At 42.1% G+C, this 19,699-nt stretch carries 15 protein-coding genes; 8 read left to right on the top strand and 7 right to left on the bottom strand.

Going from position 1 to position 19,699, the window contains the following annotated elements:
* Positions 1-156: 156 nt before the first annotated feature.
* The 4 genes from BGP15_RS00890 to BGP15_RS00875 form a co-directional block, all read right to left on the bottom strand.
* Positions 157-2,154 (bottom strand): RagB/SusD family nutrient uptake outer membrane protein, encoded by a 1,998-nt coding sequence (locus BGP15_RS00890; protein ID WP_286768461.1) that lies wholly within the window; start codon positions 2,152-2,154, stop codon positions 157-159.
* Positions 2,155-2,165: 11 nt separating this feature from the next.
* On the bottom strand, positions 2,166-5,366 hold the full coding sequence (locus tag BGP15_RS00885) for a SusC/RagA family TonB-linked outer membrane protein (RefSeq protein WP_286768460.1): 3,201 nt from the start codon (positions 5,364-5,366) through the stop codon (positions 2,166-2,168).
* 727 nt (positions 5,367-6,093) lie between these two features.
* Positions 6,094-7,308, bottom strand: a complete 1,215-nt coding sequence (locus BGP15_RS00880) for a porin family protein (RefSeq protein WP_286768459.1) — start codon at positions 7,306-7,308, stop codon at positions 6,094-6,096.
* Positions 7,305-7,883, bottom strand: a complete 579-nt coding sequence (locus BGP15_RS00875; protein ID WP_236586116.1) for an RNA polymerase sigma factor — start codon at positions 7,881-7,883, stop codon at positions 7,305-7,307. The genes BGP15_RS00880 and BGP15_RS00875 overlap by 4 nt, the downstream gene beginning before the upstream one ends.
* 162 nt (positions 7,884-8,045) lie before the next feature.
* Here BGP15_RS00875 and BGP15_RS00870 point away from each other — a divergent pair, with 162 nt between their 5' ends.
* Genes BGP15_RS00870 through BGP15_RS00855 form a run of 4 tightly spaced genes read left to right on the top strand, consistent with a single transcriptional unit; the run spans position 8,046 to position 10,841 of the window.
* Entirely contained in the window at positions 8,046-8,903 is an 858-nt protein-coding gene (locus BGP15_RS00870; protein ID WP_286752542.1) for a hypothetical protein, read from the top strand.
* A 22-nt stretch (positions 8,904-8,925) separates the two neighbouring features.
* On the top strand, positions 8,926-9,333 hold the full coding sequence (locus BGP15_RS00865; RefSeq protein ID WP_286768458.1) for a c-type cytochrome: 408 nt from the start codon (positions 8,926-8,928) through the stop codon (positions 9,331-9,333).
* A 10-nt stretch (positions 9,334-9,343) separates the two neighbouring features.
* Positions 9,344-9,895: a YceI family protein gene (locus BGP15_RS00860; RefSeq protein WP_286768457.1), complete on the top strand. Its 552-nt coding sequence runs from the start codon at positions 9,344-9,346 to the stop codon at positions 9,893-9,895.
* 16 nt (positions 9,896-9,911) lie between these two features.
* Positions 9,912-10,841 carry a DUF5777 family beta-barrel protein gene (locus tag BGP15_RS00855; protein WP_115050753.1) on the top strand — a complete coding sequence of 310 codons (930 nt, stop codon included), beginning with the start codon at positions 9,912-9,914 and terminating at the stop codon, positions 10,839-10,841.
* 152 nt (positions 10,842-10,993) lie between these two features.
* On the opposite strand, the gene BGP15_RS00850 is transcribed toward BGP15_RS00855, so the two are convergent.
* Positions 10,994-11,179: a CsbD family protein gene (locus BGP15_RS00850; RefSeq protein ID WP_046672091.1), complete on the bottom strand. Its 186-nt coding sequence runs from the start codon at positions 11,177-11,179 to the stop codon at positions 10,994-10,996.
* A gap of 127 nt (positions 11,180-11,306) precedes the next feature.
* Positions 11,307-11,702, bottom strand: a complete 396-nt coding sequence (locus BGP15_RS00845) for a hypothetical protein (RefSeq protein ID WP_070565238.1) — start codon at positions 11,700-11,702, stop codon at positions 11,307-11,309.
* Between the two features lie 302 nt (positions 11,703-12,004).
* On the opposite strand from BGP15_RS00845, the gene BGP15_RS00840 reads away from it, so the two are divergent.
* Genes BGP15_RS00840 through BGP15_RS00825 form a run of 4 tightly spaced genes read left to right on the top strand, consistent with a single transcriptional unit; the run spans position 12,005 to position 18,495 of the window.
* Complete coding sequence (locus tag BGP15_RS00840) at positions 12,005-12,535, top strand: sigma-70 family RNA polymerase sigma factor (protein WP_286752538.1); 531 nt, start codon at positions 12,005-12,007, stop codon at positions 12,533-12,535.
* 42 nt (positions 12,536-12,577) lie between these two features.
* Positions 12,578-13,603 (top strand): FecR family protein, encoded by a 1,026-nt coding sequence (locus BGP15_RS00835; RefSeq protein WP_286768456.1) that lies wholly within the window; start codon positions 12,578-12,580, stop codon positions 13,601-13,603.
* Positions 13,604-13,628: 25 nt separating this feature from the next.
* The gene (locus tag BGP15_RS00830) at positions 13,629-16,985 is read left to right on the top strand and encodes a SusC/RagA family TonB-linked outer membrane protein (protein WP_286768455.1); all 3,357 of its coding nucleotides are present in this window, start codon (positions 13,629-13,631) and stop codon (positions 16,983-16,985) included.
* Positions 16,986-16,995: 10 nt separating this feature from the next.
* Positions 16,996-18,495 carry a SusD/RagB family nutrient-binding outer membrane lipoprotein gene (locus tag BGP15_RS00825; RefSeq protein WP_286768454.1) on the top strand — a complete coding sequence of 500 codons (1,500 nt, stop codon included), beginning with the start codon at positions 16,996-16,998 and terminating at the stop codon, positions 18,493-18,495.
* A gap of 225 nt (positions 18,496-18,720) precedes the next feature.
* Here BGP15_RS00825 and BGP15_RS00820 read toward each other — a convergent pair whose 3' ends face one another.
* Positions 18,721-19,611, bottom strand: a complete 891-nt coding sequence (locus BGP15_RS00820) for a DUF6694 family lipoprotein (protein WP_286768453.1) — start codon at positions 19,609-19,611, stop codon at positions 18,721-18,723.
* Positions 19,612-19,699 lie beyond the last annotated feature (88 nt).

Raw genomic sequence — 19,699 nt, 5'->3', positions numbered from 1 at the left:
GATTTAGTTTAAGTTTCTTTGAGTTAACTGCTCGTGATGATCAGTAAACAAAAATATCCCCCTTTTCCTACGTAGTCAAGGGGGATATTGAGTCAAAAAGAGGGATATATTCGTATTTGTGTAATAATGAGATGACACATATCCCTTTTTATATTTCTACAAGCCGGTTGGGGCAGTTCCACTGATCAGTGACCATCCTGGATTTTGATAAATAACAGAGTTTTCTGCTGTTCCGTCATCCGAAGCCAACTGGAGATGCTCTGTGGCAATGGGTGCGAGGTAATGCGCCATGGCAAATTTTACACCGGTATAAGACAGGGCATTGCTTCGGATCTCCAATGGTCTGAGGTATTCACTCCGTGCGGGATCTGAAACGACAGATTTGTCATTGGTAGCACCATAAATCAATTGTTCGGGTGTATACCAATCTTTCATCGGCCCCCAGAGTTTAAAGCCTTCAAAATGGTCTGCTGTTGTAATCAGTTGATCCATAGCCCGCCAGCGCTTGAGATCCATCCAACGTAGACCTTCCGCCATGAGTTCGCTTCTGCGTTCGCGACGTATATTGTACAATGTAGGTGATATAAACTGTCCTGCAGAATACGCGCCCCAATCTTTCTTCTCTTTCTCCATTTGTGTTGCAGCAATGGTTGCATTGAAATCTTGGTCGACCTTAGCACGTGTACGCAATGAGCGCCAATAGGCCTGCGCCTTCGTATCTAAATTTTGATTCTTTTCGAAACAGGCCTCCATATAATTGAGGTAAGCTTCGGTAGCTCGGAAGGTAATACTACCCGTAAATCCCTGTCCGTTTAGCGTTTGTAAACCGTCGTATGAAATGCCTTTACGAATTGTATAACCTGTTGTGTAACGTCGTTCCCAATCGGTATCGTATACAGTCGGGGTGGGCTCTATGAGCGTGTAGTGAGTACCTTGTCCAATATTGACCAATACATTCTTTTGGCCTGGCTCTTTTAAAAACAATTGTAAACGACCATCGCGATTTTTCCGAACATCTGTGATGTAATCATCGCCCGCATAACCGCTGCCCGCGGCGTAAATAGGCAGTCCATTGGACATCAGGAAGCTTTCAACAAGGCCGCGTGTCAAACCAACCGCATAATTGCCACGCTGTGCATATACCGGTACATTGTGTGTCACCAAACTCTGGTTGTATTGTCGCCACAAAAGTACTTCGCCATAGCTGGACATATCCACGGCACCAAACATACTGAAGTAAGGATTCTCATTGTTGGCAGATTCTATTATTCCAGTGTTGCTCACCAGCGGCACATTGTCAGCAACCGCAGCTGCCGATTCCATGGCCTGCGTTAAAAAGTAGTCGATCTCTCCGGCAATACTTCCCGTCGGAAATGCATAATTGCTATTGTATGATTTTGCCGCACCAGGCCATCCTGGTCCTTTAGGGACGAATGCGGTTCCGCTAAAGTATTTGAGCCAGGTACCTTCGTACAAAGCTACTCGGGACTTGAACAGCTGAGCGACATTTTTTGAGATCCGCTGTTTCTTGCCATCGGGAGAACTTTGGCTCAGCAAGGTAATGGCCGAATCCAAGTCTGAAAGTATAAAACGCGCGACTTCATTTCTTGGTGAACGCTTGCTCGCTTCCACTAAAATACTCTTATCCTTATCCGACATCACATTGCGAATAATCGGAAAATCGCCCAAGGCCTGCAATTTCCCAAAGTAAACATAAGCGCGTAAAAAATAGGCTTCACCGATATAATGTGCTATGTTACTGGAATTTCCGAGAATACGATTTTCCTTCCATTTGGGAACCACCGTATTGATAAAATAATTCATCTGATAAATACTTGAAAAATCCCAGTCACCGCCGTTCGATCCAACGCGCCATTGGCCTGGAATAAACTTATTATCGAGTGTTGGAGTAGCCATATTGTCTGTATTTCCGTCGATGCCGAACGTGCCAAAGGACCAGTTGCCATGCGAAGGAAACAGTCCAGCATATTGATTTACGGTATAAGCAGCAAGTTGTGATTCCTCATCCAGATACGCTTCAGGTATGATGGACGAAGGGGGTGCAATATCCAAATATTTATTGCAGGAAGCTAGGCCTACCAAAGCGACAAGGCCCAATTGCATCAATCTAAAAATAGTACTATTGAATTTCATAATGAATCGACTTAAAATGTAACACTTAAACCTGCAGACCATACTTTTGTCAATGGATAAACCGTTCCGTTGCTTCCGCCATCAATAGTTTCGGGATCAAACATTCCCGCTACACTTGAGCCGGTCCAGATATTTTCTCCGGAAACGTATACACGCAAGCGCTCCACACCAAAACGTTTGGTTGTTTCTTTCGGTAAGGTATAGCCTAGCTGAATATTTTTTATGCGGATATAGGCTGCATTTTGCAAAAAGCGCGTCTGCGTCTGTTGATTTTTGGAGGTTCCAAAAACAGGACGTGCGTAATACGCATCAAGATTTTCGCCCAGGGGATTATCTGCAGTACGGAAATAATCAAGATGATCGACCAAGCCCGTTGACCACCATTTTGAAGTTGCTCCCCAAAAATAATAGCCACCTTGCCAATAGTCGCGTTTCATGACACCTTGCATGAAAACACTAAAATCAAAATTTTTGTAATCCGCATTCAGATTCAATCCAAAGGAGTAACGCGGCGTGCTGTTTCCAATCACACGACGATCACCAGGATCGGCCTCTGTATTGCTTCCACCATCTATTTTTCCGTCGCCATTCAAATCCGCATACATGATATCGCCTGCCCCCCATTGTGTTCCTAATGCATTTTGTCCACCATTGGGCAAGCTCGCCAGATGTTGACTCATCTGTTCCTCTGTCTTTGCGATACCAAGGGTTTGATATCCCCATATTTCACCTAACTTTTGGCCTTCCCGATAGTTTGATAATGACCCTATTGCGTTTGGATAGCGTGTTACTGTTGTGGTATAATCCGACAGGAGAAACTTTGCTCCATATGCGAAACCACTGGCTGTACGGTCATTCCAGCCCAGTGTAGCTTCAAACCCTCTTGTTTTTAAGTCGGTATTATTTGTTTGAGGAACCTGGGTTCCTAATGTATTAGGCAACTGTGGAGCTGGGCCGACCATATTAAATGTTTTCCGTTCGAAGACCTCAAAAGACCCAGAAAGACGGCTATTTAAAAAAGCAAAATCGACGCCTAAGTTTTTGGTATTGATGGATTCCCAGGTCAATAAGGCACTTACCAAGCCTGGAGCCGAAGCAGAATTTGGTCGAGCATTATTAATTAGCCAAGCGCCATTGGCTGTACCCGTTGGTTGCGTGACATAAGTCGGATACCAGACATCGGTATTTTGATTACCCAGTTCTCCGTAGGAAGCTCTTAATTTCAGCATATTAATAAATGGTGCCGACTCTGCAATAAAGTTTTCTTTGGCGATGTTCCATCCTGCAGAAACTGAAGGAAACCAGCCCCAGCGGCTATCGCTGCGGAAGCGTGATGAACCGTCATAACGCAAATTAGCTTCCAATAGGTATTTTTCTGCATAATTGTAATTCAATCGGCCGAAGAAACCCGCTGTTGCCCATTTTTGATATTCGCCAGATACAGAAGGCACTACTGCTTTTCCATTGATGTCTGTGCCGGAGGTCAGATTCAATACCGGTTGATCCGGGATAATGATTCCGTCGCGTTGCACACCGAGATTGCGATAGGCCGTGTGTTCAATCTGACCACCGACCATAACTTTAACATGATGGTCGCCCCAGCTCTTATCGTAATCAGAAAAGATATTAATGTTATAGTAGTTTTCCTTTAAACCAAATTCGTACACATTGGATGAGTTTTTATACAGATACGGATCACCATTCACGTCATGGTTGTAAAGACGCTGCGAGTCCCAATGACGAAATTGAGTTGTGGTTCTATAGTTAAAATTACCAGTTGTACGCCATCCTTTAATAGGTTCGAGGATGAGTTGTAACTGTTGGTAAATGTAATCCTTACTTGATTTATCCTGTCCGCCTTCTTTCATGGCAAGTGCAGGTGAGGGAGAACTGAACAAGTATCCATTTGGATCATACAGAGGCAGCGTTGGCCAGCCCTGTCTGCCTAAATCATCATAAAAACTATTGGTCAATGCAGCCGGACGGTCGTAGTCTTCACGCACCAACCTAGCGTTGTAATTTACCTGAAAGATGTCAGATACTTTAGAATTGATTTTAGCCGCAACAGAGTAACGGTCGTAATGATCCGTATTGAAGGCCATCAACCCTTGTTGTTTCATAATATTACCTGAAAGGTAATAAGTTGTTTTTTCGGTTCCACCATTGAGGCTTAGGTTGTGCTCCTGAGCAAAAGCCTGATCCCGATACATGACATCGAACCAATCGTTGTTGTCGTTACCATAGGCATATCCTTCAGCCCAATACAATTTATTGTTTGGATCGACTATCGTCGAATTTTTCAGGCTTCCGTTTTGATAATCCAGGATGCGCTGCAGATGCTCCGCGGAGAAATGTGGTGAACCACCTGCGTTGACTTCGGCCTGATTAAAGTATTGAGCAAAAGTGTAAGAGTCCATCATCTTCGGCATTAATGTTGGGGCATTCATACGAAAGCTATTATTATAATTTACCGATGTACGTCCAGCCTTTCCAGATTTTGTAGTAACTAAAATAACCCCAAAGGCAGCTCTAGAGCCGTAAATTGAAGCCGCTCCAGCATCTTTTAATACAGATACGCTTTCAATATCCTGTGGATTTAGTGCCGCCAAAGACCCTTCAGAACCATCGATTAAAATCAGTGGTGCCGAAGAAGAGGTTCCGATGGTGCCCGTCCCCCGGATATTAATGGATGGATTGGTTTCCATCGTTCCCGAGTTTTGGGAAATATTTAGTCCTGGTGCCAGTCCTTGCAGTGCCTGGATCGCATTTCTTACCGGCCTATTTTCTAGTTGCTTGGCATCCACCACCGCAACCGAACCGGTCAGGTTTGTTTTTTTCTGCGAACCGAAACCGACCACCACCACTTCATCCAAAACATCTCCTTCGGAAGCATCAAGTTGCACGTTAAGCTCGTAGTTCCCTTGGCTGATCTGTTTGAGCTGACTGAATTCAAAGCGCTGTTTCGCATAGCCTAGAAAGGTAAATTCTAATGCCGTGACTGTGGCAGCACTGATCGTATATTTTCCCTGTGTATCTGTTTGTGCTTGCACTGTGGAACCGATATTTTTGACGGTCACTCCGGCCAGTGGCCTATTATTTTCGGTAACCTGGCCCCGTACAGTTATTGACTGCGCATAAGTCTGCTGTAAGCTTAAAAGTAAAAAGCAGATACAACAAAGCCAGCACGGTGTGAATACTATTTTTCTTTTCATAAGTAAAACTGTTTAGTAATTAAAATATTTTGATGAAGCGTAGTACGGCAATATGAGGTAGCATTATTGCGTTTCATTGGGAATTCAAGGATCAAACAATCCACTTTTGATTAGTAAATTCATCATAATTAAACTTGGTTATTTAGCTGTTTTTGAGTTTTAGCCAGCTTACTTTTCCTACACCTATTTTTTATATGATTTGGAGCGGGTATTCAGCTAATCAGGCAAACACTCTTGGTTATTTAATATTGCCAACACCATAAAATGTCGTATTGACACTTGCAATATTATCAAAAACGTTACAACGGAAGGGGGGTAAAATCTTCTTATTTTAAGGGGCAAATTCGTCAAATCAGGCTTTTTGCCCTCAAAAAAAAGCCGCATCCCCCGACGCGGCTAAACAACCTATATATTTAATTATAGTGAATGACTAAAATGAAAATTGAACTTCAAAATGCATAAAGAACATAAGATCAATTTTGTTAGCTCCGTGCCAAATACCATACCATAGGGTCCTCTAGTTCATTTATACCTTCTGAAGCGCATTATAGCCTAATTTAGGATCTGCTTCAAAAAATGAAATGTACGTATGCGAACAGTTATTATTCGAATTGTTCACATACGAACAGCACATTAGAAATGAAATAGAAGATTAGTACGCCCAGAGGCGCTCCCTGATGCGAAGCTGTACCGAACATGCCCCAAACGAAAGCCGAGCGATTCCGCATTACAAACTCATTCCCAAGGTAAACGCGACGCCTTTAGATTCCAGATCTACATTTCCGTAACCTATCCCTGTCAAAGGCATTTTAACAAAAGGTTTTACGCCAATATTAATTTTATCGTTAATTTTCTTCTCAATGGAGATCGAGAAATCGGCAACACCAAAGATATGCTGGTTCTCTCCATTCACTTCATAGACGGCACTTTTCTGAGATCCGCCATAGCTACCTCCACCTTCGTAGTCGAAGGTATATTTTTCCTTTAGCATAAAATAGCTCGAAAGTCCCGCACTAACATTGAACTTGACTTTTTTACTTTTCAAAACCGTATAACTCGCTGTCAGTGGTACATCAAGAACATCACATACAGCGCTCACATTGCTCGGCAATTGTGCCATTTCCGGTGGATTTGATGGCGCATAAAATTTATACGCTGACGTATAATTCTTTTTAGCGTAGGTAGCACCCACAGACACACGCAGTGCTTTTGTGAGAGGATAGGAATAGGCCAAACCGATATTTTCACTAAGGGAGGATTTACCTGCCCCCCGCACGCTTGTCAGATCTGGCCCGGCCAAGAAACTAACAACCGACCGCTCTCTTTCCTGCGCATTGGATCCCATACTTTCTTTAGGCTGATAAATGGCTGCCAGACGCTCCCCTGTCCCTTCAACCGGTTCTTCTCTTAAGTTGAAATGAGGCAATCTTTGATTGTTATATTCCATGCTTGGAATTGTGAATACAGTATTTAGTTTTCTTTCTTGCCCGATTATCGGATTTGAATCGGCTATCTTCCCCAAGCGGATATCTTGCAGTACGATGGTTTCATTTGAAATCTGGAACACATTATTCGCACGTTTGTTCGGCTGAAATGCAATCCAATCTTGATCCCGTTTGGTTTCGTCTGGCGAATACTCCTTAGGTTGAACAGTTTTGTTCTCCGGAACCTCCTTTTCAGGCGAAATACCTGCTGTATTTATTTCACCTGGTAAATTATTGGTTTTAAATAACGCGCTATTCCAAACAAAAAAGATCGTTAAAACTGCTGCAAGTGTAGCTACCAAGCTCGTTAAGACGACGATCTTTCGTCTCTTTACACGCCTTTCATTGTCCAATCGCGATTCTATATCTTGCCAATTTGATTCATCAAAGTCAAAGTTAGCATCACTTAAGCCCGACTTAAATAGCTCATCAATCTTATTCTTATCCTTTTCCATCATCTTTTCTCCTCCGTTTTACCAAATTTTACCCCTTGAACTTCCACCATTTCCGCCAGTCTACCACGTGCTTTATGCAGATTAGATTTTGATGTTCCAATGGCAATTCCCAGCATGCCACTAATTTCTTCGTGTCCATAACCATCGATCGCATAGAGATTGAACACTGTCCTGTAGGCAGGTGGAAGCTGCTGTACCATCGCCAATAAATCTTCATAGTTTAACTTTTGACTGATGCTATCATCCTCAATAATGGTATGCTCATACATGGATACATCTACCAAGATGCCCTGTTTAATCTTTGCCCGATAAAAATCAATTGCAGTATTTGTCATGATTTTTTTGATCCATATGGAAAAAGGCTTCTGAAAATCATATTTGTTGATATTTTTAAAAACCTTGAAAAAGCCTTCATTTAAAATACTGATAGCATCTTCCCTGTTATTAGCGTAGCGCAGACATATCCCTAAAGACATAGCGTAGTAGATGGTGTAAAGATCTTTCTGGGCCCTGCGGTCCTCATCAATACATCCTTTAATAATATGGATAGATTTTTCGTCAACTTCTGTTATCGCCACTCGATATTGCTTCTTTCTTTTGATAAATATAGTATTAAGTCTTATACGAGAGGATAATCGAAAAGGTTGCCTCCAAAAAATATTTTTTTTCGACTCAATTTCCAAGCAACCTTTTCGCTGACCTGATCGTAATATCAAGACATTATTTTAAAACATACCATTATGAAATCAAACCAAAAACAAGTCAAATTAACTTTTATAGGTGGTCTATTGACCTTAACATTGTTTTCTGCATGTTCAAAAAGCGATGGTGAACCTGGCAATGTGGAAAATAAAAACAAGGGCGTGCAAATGTCTGCCAATACCCAATTTGGTAATATTCTGACCGATGCCGACGGTAAAACACTCTATTTCTTTTCGAATGATACAAAAGGAGCTTCGACCTGCAGCGGTAATTGTTTGGCCACTTGGCCGGTTTATTACAGCAGTGAAACAAGCACAGACCTAAAAATTGACAAAAGCCTGATCGGTGAAATAACACGTGAAGATGGCTCGAAACAAAACACATTTAAGGGCTGGCCGCTTTACTATTATGCAGGCGATAGTCAATCCGGTCAGGTGAAAGGAGATGCTGTCAATAAAATATGGTACGTGGCCAAACCTGATTATTTACTCATGGTTGCGAATGCGCAACTTATCGGACACGATACTAAAAACTATTTAGGCGACTATACCGAAGGAACCGGAAAAACAATTTACCTGACCGATGATAAGGGCAGAACGTTGTATGCCTTTAAACCCGACAAATTCAACAAAAACAATTATACTGCTGCAGATTTCAGTAATGATGCGATCTGGCCTATCTTTCAAAAAGAGACTGGAGCTCTGCCTTCGCTTGTTCGTACGGCTGACATCGCTGTCATTACCGTCTATGGAAAGAAACAATTAACGTTCAAAGGATGGCCCTTATATTACTTCGGCCAGGATACACAGCGTGGAGATAATAAAGGGATAAGTTTCCCACGCGTTGGCGTTTGGCCAATCGTAAACGACAACTCTGCCGTTGCCCCTGCTAACTAAACCAAACTAACTATTCAAACTTATGGCACAAAATCTAAAAACCGTAAATCCTTGCCTCAGAGCACATCGTTACTTAGTCATTTTATTCTTTACCTTAACGGTTCTCTCCTTCTCCGCCTGTACCAAAAAGCAGGCGCAAGAACTTACGAACAATCCGGATAACGGCACTGAACCTGTGACGGTACTAAATGTGTGTTACACGAATTTTTCTAAAGCACTCTTTGAAACGAAATGTAGTTCGTGCCACGCGACAGGACGTTCGGCAAGTGAACGATGGACGTTCAGTGGTTATATCTCCGTCAAAGACAATATTGCAAAGATTAATAATGCGGTACTGGTGACCAAATCCATGCCACTAGGCAGCTCACTCTCCGCAAAAGAAATAGAACTGCTGGATGCATGGATCAAAAGGAATTCACCTGAAAACTAATGTTAGGCATATGAAAAAAATCAACATGTACATAGCGCTCTTCATGATGCTCATCGCTATGACGACCTTTGCGCAGCAAAAGGCTTCTTTTGTTTCAAAAGAGACCAGCATCACCTTTTTTAGTAATGCGCCATTGGAAGACATCGAAGCCAAAAGTACCTTAGGCGCTTCGGCGATGAACCTTCAAACCGGAGATATCATCTTTCGGGTAAAAAATACATCTTTTCAATTTGACAAAAAGCTCATGCAGGAGCATTTCAATGAAAATTACATGGAAAGTGATCAATACCCCGTATCAGAATTTAAAGGCAAAGTCGACAACGCGGACAAATTAACAAAAGATGGCAGCTATACGCTGAACGTAAGAGGCACACTTCTGATCCATGGGGTTACTAAACCTTACAGTACAAAGGCAACATTTACTGTTACAGATGGCACGATAAAGGCGGTAGCAAATTTTCAGGTCAGACTTGCGGATCATAAAATTTCTATTCCTTCCATCGTTGGAAAAAAAATTGCTGAAGTAGTCAAAATCACCGTTGATGCGACCTACAAACCATAATACGAATTCATTACAAATGAGAAAAATACTACTTATACTCCTTTGCTTTCCTTTCGCAAAGTCATTTGCGCAGGAAGATCTCGATAAATTAATCCATATCGATGCACCCAAAAATGAAAAAGTCACGGCGACCTTTAAATCCGGCAATTTGATCAATCTTAAGACCACAGAAACAATTCATCGTAATGAAATGGACTTTAGAGTAGATCACCGCTTTGGCGATATCGCGGGCAGCGCGGGTGGAGGTAAAAATTTCTTTGGCCTCGATAATTCGACCGACATCCGAATAGGTTTTGATTATGGTTTATTCGATAACCTGAACATTGGAATCGCCCGCGCCAAGGGCGCAACGGCTGTTCGGCAGCTATTTGAGGGTAATGTGAAATACCGATTTATCGAACAAACCGTCGACAATAGCATACCTGTTTCCGTAGCTTTTTTTGGAAGCACTACCCTATCCGCGATGGAAGCTAGTACGGATAAGTCTTCAGCAGCAAGCTTTGAGAACTTCAATGACCGATTGAGTTATGTAACGCAGCTCATCATCGCCCGAAAATTCAGTTCAGATCTTTCGCTCGTTGTAGTTCCTTCTTATCTTCACCGAAATTATACGGCTTTTAATGATCAGAATGATGTATTCGCTATCGGTATCGGTGGGCGGGCTAAGGTTAGTAATCGAATTGCGCTAGTCGCAGACTATACATTGCCTTTCCGAAAAGCATCGAACAAGAAGTACCGTGAAGAAGTGGGTGGTCAACGTTACTATAATGCTTTGGGTGTCGGTCTAGAAATGGATACCGGAGGCCATATCTTCCACCTCAATTTTACCAATGCGACCGCAATACAAGAATCTCAGTTTATCAGCGAAACAAATAGCTCATGGGGCAAAGGGCAATTTCGCTGGGGATTTAGCATTGCGCGACGATTCAATTTTAACAAAAAATAAAAGGTATTGCGCTGTTGGGGATTTGTAACGAAAACAATCCGTACAAGGCAATAGGAATTCAACAAGCATAAAAGTTCATTGAGGAAATTGCTATCAAATTAAAAAAGCGGATAACAATGCTGTTATCCGCTTTTTATCACACAATACTAAACCTACAAATCGTTCAACCACTTATTTACCTCATCTTGTGTTTTACCGGTCTTCTTTTGAAGCTTACCTACCAATTCGTCTTCTTTGCCCTCAGCATACAATAGATCATCGTCGGTAAGGTCTGCATATTGTTGTTTTACTTTGCCTTTGATTTCGTTCCAACGGCCTTTCCATGTTAATTCGCTCATAATTACTTTGTTTTATTGTTTGTTAATAGAACAGTATCGCTCCGTAAATCGTTTAGAAAATAATGTTATAAAATGTTAAACTCACAACATTCACCTGGCAAACAGGCGCTTTCTATTTTTCGCAAGACTATTTCCGATTACAATTGGCCGTCCATGCCTTGCCGTCTTTTGTATAACCAATTGTCAATTTACCGGCATCAATACGGATAAATCCCGTACCTGCTGAGCCGATATTAACTAAGACGTTATCCTTTTTTTCAAAATCTACTCCATTGAGATTAGGAATGCCATTTCCAAAAGCAAAATTATAGGTATCGCCAACTTTTGTTACAGTAACCGTTCCTTCTCCCGAGGCAACATCGTTATCATTGTTGTTCATGTCATCAAAGCCAATAGTGCCTTCATATTTTCCAACAAAAAGATCGTTATCAGCCGGATCATCATCTTTGCTACATGATGTAAAGCCTACTAATACTGTTAAAATAAGCATACCTAGTCCCAGTGTTTGAATTAATTTTTTCATACGTCGATGTGTTAATGTGAATAATTTATGTATTACAGCAGGGTAAAATTCAAACTTTGTGCCAGTCCAAATACAAGATTCGAAACATACGTATCAAAACGCCCAAGAAGAGGTATAAATACAGTCTAAGGGTATTAATACAATCCGACCAAGACGAAACGCCCAATTGAGAGTCTATAACCGTACATCGAAGATCATTCAGAAAACAAATCTCATCCACTAAGAAAAGAGGCAAAATATTTTTTAAAAAACTTGGAGCGAAAGCGCATTATCGCTAAATTCATTTATTCCAAGCCTACACTATGGAAATCAATTATGCGTCTATTGTCCGAAGATTTGAGGAATACTTTGACCTATGGAGTTCCAAAGTATACCAATATGCGCTCAACAAAACCAAATCTTCTTATCTAGCCGAAGAAACTGTGCAGCGTGTATTTATCAAACTCTGGAAAAATATGCGTGACAAAAATATTGATTCCAGCATAGAATCCCAGATATTCTGTATCACCCGAACAGTAGTGATTGATTTGGTCAAAGCAGAGTATAATCGAAAGAAACTTTTGGATCACGATCAGACAGTTGTCTTGCGGCATAGTCCTCATGATGATTTTTATGCCAAACAACTTTCATCCACACTCCATGAAATTGTCGATAAATTACCAAAGAAACGCAGGGAGATCTTTATGCTAAGCCGGTTTTCCAATCTTTCGCATCAAGAAATTGCTAAAAAGCTAGCCATATCGACGAAAACCGTAGAAAACCAACTAACGCTAGCACTAAAAACCATTCGCAAGGCTTTATTGTTCAGTATACTGGTGCAAATTATTTTTTAATTTCTTTGGGGGCTACCTCATTTTCGATCGTAATCTTATTAGATGAAGATTACAAAAGAATTGATCGACGATTACCTAAGCGGTAAAGCCAATGCGGAAGAAATTGCGGCCATAGAAAACGCGCTAGCTAATAACGAGTTTTATTGGGAGGATCTTATGCCAGAGGCGGAATGGCAAGAATATGAGGTGAATTCGGATTTTAAAAACCAAAAAGAAATAAAAGCGCATATTTTCAAAAAAATAGGGCAAAAAAACAAGGATCGATTTAACTGGTTAAAATATGCTGCCATTATTATCTTCATTGGAATCGGAGCTTGGCTGGGGTTAACCCAAATCGATTCTCCTAAACATACCACCGCATACCGTAGCGCGAAGAAAGTCCAGCCCACATCGCAGGAGCAACCAAGTAATTTATATTATATCAATTCAGGTAATACCATTCAACAAATTGCAGTTCCAGACGGATCTACGATCGAACTATACCCCAATTCTGAAGTAAAATTCTGTTCAGATTTCACATGGATTAGCTCGCGAGAAATTCTATTAAAAGGCAAAGCCAAATTTACTGTGGCAAAGGATAAGACCAAGCCCTTCCGAGTTCATTCGGCAGGTTTGACAACAACGGCACTTGGCACCGTTTTCAGCGTCGACGAAGAGGGTACCGCGATTACGAAGATAAAACTATATGAAGGTCGTATTGAAGTCAAAAGCGATACGAGTTACCGAAATGAACAATCCTTAAATCTGCAGTTTTTACCCAATGAGGAAATCAGCATTGACCGGAAACAGCAACAGATTATTGCTGAGACCCGAATCAATGCTTCTCAATCCAGTAAACGGGGATCTTATCTAAAAACATCGGAACAATTGATCTTTAAAAACCTCCCCTTACAAGATGTGCTTCATATCATCAGCCATAATTATGCAGTGCGGCTGAGTTTTGATCCCAAAGATATTCAAGATAAATATTATAGTGGAACGTATAAAAATACAGCGTCAGCCTACATCAGTATGTTGACTGATATTCAAGCACTTCATAGCATAACCATCCATGTACAAACCGAATAAAATTCACTTAATTAACCCACAAATTATGCACATTTATTTACCTTCCAAGCATAGTATCCTGACTATGCTATTGTTGAGATCCAACATTCGAGCCGACGTAAACTGGGCACTGCGTCTTGGCCTCATGGGGCTTTTGTCAACAAGCTATCTTCTTGCTAATGCCCAACAAAATGCTTCTATTAATGGAGTAATCAAAGATGAAACTGGGAAGCCCATTCCTTCGGCGACGGTTACCATACGTAATGCGACGAGCGGAATGAAAAAAACAACAACCAGCAGGCCTGACGGAACTTTTTCACTCGACCAAATTCCCGCTGGACAGGGCTACCAGATCAGCGTATCGTCTATCGGTTTTAAAAGCAGAGAACTTTTGGATTACACCATTACAGAAAGAGACAAGCTAGCGATCAATATCAGTTTGGAATCGAGTGCGCAAAACCTACAGGAGGTTGTCGTTACAGCGCTTGGTATCAAACGCGAAAAAAAAGCGCTCGGTTATACGGTCGCTGAACTCAAAGGCGACGAGCTGACGCAGGGCAAGGAAACCAATGTGGCGAATGCTCTATCGGGTAAAGTTGCCGGCGTGCAGGTGAGCCGCGCGGCATCCGGTGCCGGAGGTTCATCCAAGGTCGTGATACGTGGTAACAACTCACTTATCGGTAATAGCCAGCCGCTCTATGTTGTTGATGGAGTACCGATTGATAATCAAAACATTTCATCTCCAAACCAATCTGGGGGAACCGATTATGGTGACGGAATCGGAAACATCAATCCCGAAGACATCGAAACCATGTCGGTATTGAAAGGCCCAAACGCTGCAGCCCTCTATGGTCAGCGAGGAAGTAACGGCGTTATCTTGATCACAACTAAATCTGGGAAAGCTGGTAAAACCCGCTTTAGTTATGGTACAGATTTTTCATTGGGCAATGGCTTGGTTTTACCTGATTTTCAGAATGTCTATGGCCAAGGCTTGAATGGTACATTTACACACTTCAGAAAAGATGACGGCACAATTGTCTCCATGAGTGAGGCCCTGAAAAATGGCTACAGTGGTATGCCTAAAATGAGTGCTGGACGTGACCGTACAACACGGGCTAGCTGGGGTGCAAAAATGGAAGGTCAGACTTATGAAGACGCTTATGGCAACATCTTACAGTTAACACCAAAGCCAGATACCTACTCGTCATTTTTTCAAACAGAGAAACAGTTTGTCAACAACCTTAGTATCGATGGCGGAACCGACAAAGTAAACTACCGTTTTTCATTTGCCAATACAGATGTAAAGGGGTATATCCCCACCAATACGTTAAAGAGAAACAATTTCGGTTTACGTACCCAAGCCAAAATAACCGATAAATTTCATATCGACATCAAGGCCAACTATATCGCCCAAAAGGGACAGAACCGGCCTACATTGGCCGATGCTGCAGACAACCCGGCTTACCTATTCATCAGCCAGCCGCGAAGCTTGGGCAACGACATCATGGCCCAGTATAAATGGACCGCACAGGAGATTAGTAGACAGCTCGGATTTTCTGGATTGACGGAAGGATTGGAGAAAACATATGCAACCAATAGTTCTACTGCCAACCCCTTTTGGACCATTCATGAAAACCACAACGAAGACCGGCGGGACCGTATTATAGGCTTGCTCCGTCTAAGTTACGACTTCGCTCCTTGGCTTAAGGTTACAGCGACTGGAGGGACCGACTTCTATACCGATCAACGGTTCCGCTACCGCCCCATTAATACCTACCAGAGTCTAAACCGAAAAGGCGACATCCGAGAAGAGGTCATCAGAGCCCGCGAAGACAATTTTGATGTTTTGGCCAGTTCTAACTTTAAATTGACCGACGATATTAAACTCAGTGCCAACTTAGGGGCCAGCCATCAAAGTAGGTATTTGCGTATGACCGGCAACTCGGGCAATCAATTTATTGTTCCCAATCTCTTTGTAATCAATAACACCACGACAAATAGTTACATATTTGACCTGATCGAGTCCAAGATTAATTCGGCTTATCTATCGGGTCAATTCAGTTACAAAGACTATTGGTTTGTTGATTTCTCCGCCCGTAACGACTGGTCTTCGACTCTTTCAAAGGAAAATAATTCGTTCTTTTATCCTTCGGTAAGCTCCAGTTTGGTCTTATCGGATGCTTTCAAATGGCAGTCTGAAGCCCTGTCTTTTGCTAAAATCAGGGCCTCTTGGGCACAAGCAGGGAGTTCAGGAAACCCTTATCAGCTGACAGGAGCCTATAGTCTCAACCAGTACACCCACGGTGGTGTACCGATGGCTTCGTATACAGAAATTATTCCTGATCCGAATTTGAAAAACGAATTGACCACGTCGATCGAAGCTGGGGCAGATCTGCGATTTCTGAAAAACAGACTTTCGTTCTCTTTTACCTACTATCAGGCCAAGACAAAGAATCAGATTCTGGACGTACCAATCGCCCCTTCCAGTCTCTATGTAAAAAACAGGATCAACGCTGGAGAAATTAGCAACAGAGGTATTGAATTTGTCTTGGGAGCAACACCAATCAAAAGCGAATCGGGTTTTGAATGGAATACCACCTTCAATTACAACCGCAACCGAAATAAAGTAGAATCACTCTATCCCGGGGTAGAAAGCTTCTTGCTTGCTACAGACCGCGGGATAAATGTGGTTGCGGAGGTCGGAAAACCATTTGGCCAGCTCATTGGGACACAATTTGCATGGATCAAAGATGAGCAGGGAAATAGATTGATCGATCCTACGACTGGGCTGCCTTTGCGCTCAGCTGGGCGTGTAGAAACTGATCTTGGCAATGCGCAACCCGACTGGCTGGGAGGTTTTGCCAATACCTTTAAATATAAAGGTTTCAATCTATATGCGCTTGTCGACATCCGCCAGGGCGGTGTGATCTTCTCCCAGTCCAACCGTGAGCAGATTATTTATGGTACTTCTAAAAAGACCTTAGAAGGACGTGATGGCAGCTACATTGCCGAGGGGATCGTGGGACAAAAAGATGGATCAGGCAATTGGACAAGCACAGGAACAAAAAATAGTAAGCAGGTCGCCGCACAAGATTATTGGAACATGGTTGCGAGTGACAAAGAGGTCATGGTATCCGAAGAAATGATCAATGATATGAGCTATATTGCCATGCGCGAAATCAGTCTTTCGTATTCTTTCCCGAAGAAACTGATGCCGCATAAACTCGTCAGCTCGCTAAAATTGGGCGTGTATGGACGTAACCTCTTTTACTTTCAGCGGAAAACGGATGGATTTTCACCAGAAGCTTCTGCTTTCAACGTAAACAATAGCTCCATCGGTATAGAATCAACGTCCCTTCCAATGATGCGCACATTCGGTATTAACCTCACTGTTGGCCTGTAAACCTATTATCATGAAAAAGAAACTATTTAAAAATACATTCATCGTCGGACTTTTTTCTGTGGCTGGACTAGGTTCCTGTACCAAAGATTTCGAACGAATCAACACGCCCCCAACATCTGTCACCACTGTAGATCCTTCCTTACTGATAGCCCGCGTTCTACGTGATGGTACTTTTCAGGAGTCTGGAGAACTACCCAACAACAAGTTCGGCTCTTGGATCCAACATTGGGCGGGGGGGCCGGTAGTACCTGTATCTCGATATTTTGAAGGACCCGAAAATCTTATTTGGTCACAGCATTACACCTTGCTCCGCAATATCGTTCAGATTAAACAGGAATTGAGCGGCAAGGAAGACAATGCAGAAGGCAGGAGTAAACTGGCTATTGCCGAACTTTATGAAGCCTACCTCTATCAACGCCTTACAGACTTGTTTGGGGATATCCCCTACTCCGAGATTACAAAATCCACTAAGGAAATTAACCGTACACCCAAATTTGACAAGCAAGAAGATATCTATCCGGCACTCATTCAAAAAGTCGATGCTGCTATTGCGAGGCTGACCAGCGGAGACCTGTCTTACGGCTCCTCAGATTTCTTTTACAAAGGCAGCATTGACAAATGGAAAAAATTTGGCAATTCGCTCAAATTAAAGCTCGGCATACGCTTGCGGTACGCCAATCCTTCTTTGGCGCAGAAAACGGTTACCGAAGCCATGACCTCCACAGTAGGTCTATTCAGTAGCAACAGTGACAACGCGGCTGTGCCGACTTACAACGATGCTCAAGCTGAAAACCAAAACCCTATCCTGCGTCAAATGACAACAGGAAGTGCCGATCTATGTTATCTTGCCAATACATTAGTCGATAAACTAAAAGAATACAACGACCCTAGGCTTCTACTACTTGCCGAACCAGTCAATGTCAATGGTACGGCAACCTATCAAGGTATTGGGGTCTCGCTGACCGATAATCAACTATCCCAATTGATTCGAGCCAATTATTCAACAGCGAATAAATCAACTTGGTTTAGTCTTAGCTTTGCTCCAATTCCGAGTTATGCTTTTACTTATTCGGATATCTGTTTCTACAAAGCCGAAGCGGCTCTATTAGGCTGGGGAGCTACAAGTGCCAATGCCCAAACATTCTTTACAGAAGGGGTGAAAGCTGCGTTGGCGCTTCCGCCCTACAATATGGCGGCAATTCCAACTTCCTACGAACCTATATTAAGTTTAAACAGTCTGACTGACGAACAGAAGATGGAGAAAATAGCGACACAAAAGTGGATTCACCTATTTGGCAGAGATATGGAAGCATTTGCTGAGTGGCGACGTACGGGATATCCTCGATTAACCCCCGGTCCTAACCCAGGTTCCACCAACGGACAAATACCACGTCGGGCGATTTATTCCAGTGAAGAGGCTGAGCTGAACGCGTCGAATCTCAAGGAAGCTGCGGCACGAATGACAAATGGCGACTCCTTCCTATCGAAAGTTTGGTGGGACAAGAAATAAACGTACACCTGTAATCGGAATTATAAACAAAAGGAGCTGTTTACGATTATTCCGAGAATTACGAATACATAGAGAGCTGATGTTACTATCGGCTCCCTATTTATTTCGTCTAATCTAAAATTCGTCAGGTTGTCAACGTTGACCGAATAACCTATAAATTAAAGGTGCTATCGGATCCTTTTAAATAATTTTCACAGCACAGAATAGGCGACTGGATGATAAAAACTAGGTCAATTGCAGATCGTCAAGGCTAATATTCTCCTTCTTTAATGCGGTGATTTCATCTTCCAATTTCTTTAAATTTTCATTGATCAGCGTTACACTACTTTTTGGAAGAACCGTCTCCCGATCATTGGATTTGATGGATTGTGTTGTCACAATCAATTCCAAATCGTAGTCTGCCAGGTTGATTCCTTTGACGGGATAGTTAGCGAAGTTCCAAAGTTTAGGATACTCTTTTTTTTGCTGATTAAAAACGATCGTGTTGACCCGGGATTCACCTGGCTGGAGTACACTGTCAGATTCGCCAAAAACAGATTGCTCGTCGCTGATAATAGCTTGTGAAGACCGTTTTTTCAGTACATACGAAAAACCTTGACTTCCTGTTAGCGGCTGTTTGCCTATATACTTCATACTTACAATGATTCTTGGGACAGACTCGCCAAAAAAATCTTCGAGATCCAATTCAATAGGTTCCAATTGAAAGACGGCCAGGTCTTTTTTTACCCGTTCAAATTCAGATTTCTGCTTTTGCAAACTATCTATTTCTTGTTGAAGATGCACTATTTTCCGTTCCTGCTGCTTTTGAAGGATATCATCGGCCAGGTCCAATACAGCACCGTAAGATTTGCCATCGATCAGACCTAACGATATATGGTTTATTGATTCTTCATGATACTTTTCAGGTTCATTCATTTTGAGCCACATCGCTTCGGATAATGCCACTCGCAAGGCCTTTTCCAAGTTCGCTTTTTCTTTATCATTCAGCTTTGCTTCTACTTTTTTACGAGAACTATCAAAGGACGATTGATCATTTCCACTTAGTTTCTCGCTACAAGAGCTTAAAGACAATGTCAAGAATAGTCCTATAAATACGATTTTTATTACTTGTTTCATTTTAAACATATGTTATTTTCGGATGAATTTTTACTACCTTATTTTCTTTCACCATCTCAGGATGGTTTCGCTTATTTATTGATGAAAT

Origin of the sequence: Sphingobacterium sp. 40-24, from assembly GCF_001899705.1 — a bacterium.
Lineage (GTDB): Bacteria > Bacteroidota > Bacteroidia > Sphingobacteriales > Sphingobacteriaceae > Sphingobacterium > Sphingobacterium multivorum.
This window is presented reverse-complemented; position numbering and strand designations above follow the sequence as displayed.

What these genes read in the sequence shown, in the direction of transcription:
- BGP15_RS00845 (WP_070565238.1), bottom strand. Translation starts at nt 11,702, where the DNA reads ATGAAAAAATTAATTCAAACACTGGGACTAGGTATGCTTATTTTAACA.
- BGP15_RS00870 (WP_286752542.1), top strand. Translation starts at nt 8,046, where the DNA reads ATGAAATCAAACCAAAAACAAGTCAAATTAACTTTTATAGGTGGTCTA.
- BGP15_RS00855 (WP_115050753.1), top strand. Translation starts at nt 9,912, where the DNA reads ATGAGAAAAATACTACTTATACTCCTTTGCTTTCCTTTCGCAAAGTCA.
- BGP15_RS00820 (WP_286768453.1), bottom strand. Translation starts at nt 19,611, where the DNA reads ATGAAACAAGTAATAAAAATCGTATTTATAGGACTATTCTTGACATTG.
- BGP15_RS00860 (WP_286768457.1), top strand. Translation starts at nt 9,344, where the DNA reads ATGAAAAAAATCAACATGTACATAGCGCTCTTCATGATGCTCATCGCT.
- BGP15_RS00880 (WP_286768459.1), bottom strand. Translation starts at nt 7,308, where the DNA reads ATGATGGAAAAGGATAAGAATAAGATTGATGAGCTATTTAAGTCGGGC.
- BGP15_RS00850 (WP_046672091.1), bottom strand. Translation starts at nt 11,179, where the DNA reads ATGAGCGAATTAACATGGAAAGGCCGTTGGAACGAAATCAAAGGCAAA.
- BGP15_RS00885 (WP_286768460.1), bottom strand. Translation starts at nt 5,366, where the DNA reads ATGAAAAGAAAAATAGTATTCACACCGTGCTGGCTTTGTTGTATCTGC.
- BGP15_RS00865 (WP_286768458.1), top strand. Translation starts at nt 8,926, where the DNA reads ATGGCACAAAATCTAAAAACCGTAAATCCTTGCCTCAGAGCACATCGT.
- BGP15_RS00830 (WP_286768455.1), top strand. Translation starts at nt 13,629, where the DNA reads ATGCACATTTATTTACCTTCCAAGCATAGTATCCTGACTATGCTATTG.
- BGP15_RS00890 (WP_286768461.1), bottom strand. Translation starts at nt 2,154, where the DNA reads ATGAAATTCAATAGTACTATTTTTAGATTGATGCAATTGGGCCTTGTC.
- BGP15_RS00840 (WP_286752538.1), top strand. Translation starts at nt 12,005, where the DNA reads ATGGAAATCAATTATGCGTCTATTGTCCGAAGATTTGAGGAATACTTT.
- BGP15_RS00835 (WP_286768456.1), top strand. Translation starts at nt 12,578, where the DNA reads ATGAAGATTACAAAAGAATTGATCGACGATTACCTAAGCGGTAAAGCC.
- BGP15_RS00825 (WP_286768454.1), top strand. Translation starts at nt 16,996, where the DNA reads ATGAAAAAGAAACTATTTAAAAATACATTCATCGTCGGACTTTTTTCT.